Source organism: Dietzia sp. CW19, from assembly GCF_014145265.1.
Taxonomy (GTDB): domain Bacteria; phylum Actinomycetota; class Actinomycetes; order Mycobacteriales; family Mycobacteriaceae; genus Dietzia; species Dietzia natronolimnaea.
The window spans coordinates 1-3,713 of the sequence record NZ_JAALEE010000401.1 but is presented as its reverse complement, the minus strand read 5'-3'; the positions used below and the strand labels follow the sequence as shown (position 1 = coordinate 3,713).

The 3,713-nt window shown below is 69.6% G+C and carries 4 protein-coding genes; 1 reads left to right on the top strand and 3 read right to left on the bottom strand.

Translation table 11 applies throughout. The annotated features are described in order from the left end of the window. Window positions 1-79: 79 nt before the first annotated feature. The 3 genes from G6021_RS12135 to G6021_RS12125 all read right to left on the bottom strand — a co-directional run bounded on the left by G6021_RS12135 (window position 80) and on the right by G6021_RS12125 (window position 3,223). Complete coding sequence (locus G6021_RS12135) at window positions 80-898, bottom strand: thioesterase family protein (protein WP_182641393.1); 819 nt, start codon at window positions 896-898, stop codon at window positions 80-82. Between the two features lie 22 nt (window positions 899-920). Further along, a complete protein-coding gene (locus G6021_RS12130; protein WP_182641392.1) occupies window positions 921-2,129 on the bottom strand; it encodes an acyl-CoA desaturase in 1,209 nt (402 codons plus the stop codon). A gap of 92 nt (window positions 2,130-2,221) precedes the next feature. After that, window positions 2,222-3,223: an LLM class flavin-dependent oxidoreductase gene (locus G6021_RS12125; protein ID WP_182641391.1), complete on the bottom strand. Its 1,002-nt coding sequence runs from the start codon at window positions 3,221-3,223 to the stop codon at window positions 2,222-2,224. A gap of 70 nt (window positions 3,224-3,293) precedes the next feature. Here G6021_RS12125 and G6021_RS12120 point away from each other — a divergent pair. Then, on the top strand, window positions 3,294-3,713 hold a 420-nt coding region (locus G6021_RS12120; RefSeq protein WP_182641390.1), incomplete at its 3' end, for a hydroxyethylthiazole kinase.

The window sequence follows — 3,713 nt, the reverse complement described above, 5'->3', positions numbered from 1 at the left end:
CAGCCGCGTGGCGGCGATCGACGCAGGGCCAGCCGCGCCGCCGGCTGAGTCCCGCCGCCGACCGATCAGCCGCCGGCCGTCACCCGAACACGGTGATGGTCTGGCGGCTGATCGCCGTCAGGGCCCCGTCCGGTCGCCACATCATGGCGTGGGTGTGCGCGTACCCGTCGCGGGAGGCATCGGTGGTCGCCTCGTAGGCGAACAGCGCCTCCGGCGGGATCGTGTCGGGGCCGATCTCCGCCACCAGCTCCAGCGTCCAGGTCAGGCTGCTGGCGGGTGCGAACCCGGACAGCATCTGGATGGTCGCGGGTGGCCACGCGTCCGCGAGCACCAGCAGATGCTCCTCGTGGAACTCCTCCGGGGCCTCGCGCAGCTGCGCCCAGCCCGAGAGGTCTCCGGTCTCGGCTCCGCTGAACGGTAGGGCGCCGCCGACCTGCCTCAACGCGAGGAACCGGTAGAACTCCGGGGTCATCTTCTCGATGTAGGGGAACGGCTCGATGGTCCCGGGCTCGGGCAACTCCGGCATGGGATGCCTCGGTGGCACCACGATGGTGGACTCGCGGTGCTTCCCGAACGCCGCGAGCGCCGTGGCGACGATCGCTCCGTCCTGCCGCAGCGTGGCCTGGGCTTGCGTGACGTTCTTCCCGACCCGCAGAATCTCGGCGTGGACCTCGACCGCGCCCGTCGTGGCGGGACCGACGAACGAGACGGTGAACGACCTCAACGGATGTAAAGACCCCGACGCCGACCCGGCCGCGTCCTTCAGGCGACCCTTGATCGACGCGAGGAGCAGGGCCCCGGTCAGGCCTCCGTAGATCGCGCGGCCCTGCGTCCAACCGTCCGTGATCTCGACGCTCCCGCCGCGCGAGGCGGACTCCAGCATGCTCTTCAGCGACATGCCGGACAGTCTGCCAAAGCGGTCAGCGGACCAGTTGGGGGCGCCCCTTGTTCCGGAACGCGGCCAGGGCCGTCGCCAGGCCCGGCATCTGCGGCATCCGGTCGAACATCTTCTCGCTGCGGGTCTCCGCCGCGTCGTCGGCGGTCCGGTGCAGGTACTTGTCGGGCAGGGAGAGCCGGGCGATGGTGCGCCACGACTGCAGGTACTGCTTCCACAGCGGCCCGCTCACGTACGGCAGGTCGTACCGCTCGCACAGGTCCCGGACCCGCAGCGAGATCTCCGAGTACCGGTTGGACGGCAGGTCGGGGAACATGTGGTGCTCGATCTGGAACGACAGGTTGCCCGACATGAGGTTCATGACGGGGCCGCCGTCGAGGTTGGCGCTGCCGAGCATCTGGCGCAGGTACCACTCGGCCTGCGTCTCGTTCTTCACGTCCTTGGGGGTGAACTTCTCCGCCCCGTCCGGGAAGTGGCCGCAGAAGATCACCGCGTTGGTCCAGATGTTGCGGATGATGTTCGCGGTGACGGTCGCCGTGAGCGCCTGCCGGCCGGACGGCCCCGCGAGCACGGGGAACAGGACGTAGTCCTTGAGGACCTGCTTGCCCGCCTTCCGCAGGAACGCCTTGGCGGTACGGCGGTCGGCGGGCGTGGCACCGGAACCCGGGAACGCGTCCTGGAACCGGACGTGCTGCAGCCCGATCCCCCATTCGAACCCCAGCATCAACACGGTGTTGATCAGGAGGTTGGCGGAGTACCGGGGCTCCCACGGCACGTCACGCGTGACCCGCAGGACGCCGAACCCCACGTCGTCGTCCAGCCCGACGATGTTCGTGAACTTGTGATGGAGGTAGTTGTGGGTGTGCTTCCAGTCGGCGGAGCTGCCGACCAGGTCCCACTCCCACGTGGTGGAGTGGATCTCCGGATCGTTCATCCAGTCCCACTGTCCGTGCAGGACGTTGTGACCGATCTCCATGTTCTCGAGGATCTTGGCCACGGCCAGGGCTCCCGTGCCGAGCGCCCAGGCCGTGCGGTTCCGCGCGCCGAGATACAGGACCGCGCGGGCTCCCAGTTCGATCCCCCGCTGCAGCCGGATCACGCTGTGGATGTAGCGGTAGTCCCGTTCCCCGCGAGAGGCGATCACGTCGGCCCTGATCGCGTCGAGTTCCCGCCCCAGCTCGTCGATCTGCTCGGGAGAGAGGTGCGCGTACTCGCCTACATCAGAAATGGCCATGGATCAACTCTAGGCCTGACTGGCACCCACGGCTACCCGTGAGTAGGCACGCGCTGGGAATACGTGACCAACGGCACTCGGCCGCCGACATCTCAGTCGTTCCAGGCCCGGCGCAGCACGTCCAACGTGCCGTGAACCCGCTCACGGGTCGACCCCACGGGGGCGATCATCAGCTCGTCCGCGCCCGCGCGCTCGGCGAAGTCGCGCAGGTAGTCGCGCACCTCGGGACCGTCACCCACTGCGGTGTAGGTGATCATGTGCAGGATCTGGCGACCGGCGGCCGACTCCATCACCATGTCCAGCTCCTCGTCCGAGAAGTGGCGCCCGCGACCGGCCATGAGCTTGACGCGCTGGCGGCGGTACCAGTGCAGTTCGCGGGCCGCGCGCCCGGTGTCGTCGTCGGCCACCACGTTGACCGCGGCGATCATGTACGGCTCGGCCAGCTGGTCGCTGGGCTCGAACCGGTCGCGGTAGACCGCCGAGGCCTGCTCGAGCGCATCGGGCGCGAAGTGCGAGGCGAACGCGTACGGCAGGCCGAACTTCGCGGCGAGCTGGGCGCCGAACAACGAGGATCCGAGGATGTAGAGGGGAACCCTGGTGCCCCGGCCCGGGGTTGCGATGATCCCGCGGGTGCGGGCGAGGTCCGACGGGGAGTCCCCCAGGAAGGCCTGCAGTTCACGCACGTCGTCGGGGAAGCGCTCGGCGGCCGACGGCTCGCGACGCAGGGCGCGGAACGTCTGCTGGTCGGTGCCGGGCGCGCGCCCCAGCCCCAGGTCGATCCTGTCCGGGTGCAGCTCGGCGAGCGTGCCGAACTGCTCGGCGATCACGAGCGGCGAGTGGTTGGGCAGCATCACCCCACCGGAGCCCAGGCGGATCCGCTCGGTCTGGGAGGCGATGTGCGCCATGAGCACCGCCGGCGCCGAGGAGGCGATGGACCCCATGTTGTGGTGCTCGGAGTACCAGACCCTCTCGTAGTCCAGCTCCTCGGCCCTGCACGCCAACGCCACCGAGTCCTGCAGCGCCTCCCCGACGGACTGACCGGGGCGGACGGAGGCGAAATCGATCACGGACAGGGGCATCGGGGAGGGGGTCATGACCGGTCCAACCCACGCCCCGCGGGACCTATTCCGTCCCGTGTCCGGCCGGGGGCGGCACACTGGGGGTATGTCCGCACCCGGCTCCGGTTCCAGTTCCAGTTCCAGTTCCAGTTCCGTCGACATCGTGCACCTGGTCTCGGAGATGCGCAGGGCCGAACCGCTCGTGCACTGCCTGACCAACTCGGTGGTCCGCCAGATCACGGCCGACGTTCTGCTGGCGGCCGGTGCGGCTCCCGCGATGGTCGACCACCCCGAGGAGGCCGCCGACTTCGCCGCGGTCGCCTCAGGGGTGCTGGTCAACGTGGGCAACCCGACAGCCGAGCAGGTCGAGGGCATGCACGCCGCGATCGGCTCGGCGCGGGAGCACGGCACCCCGTGGGTCCTCGATCCGGTGGCGGTGGGCGGTCTGACGCTGCGCACCGGGCTCGCCACCGGCTGGCTCGACCACGTCCCCGCGGCGATCCGTGCCAACGCCTCGGAGATCGTC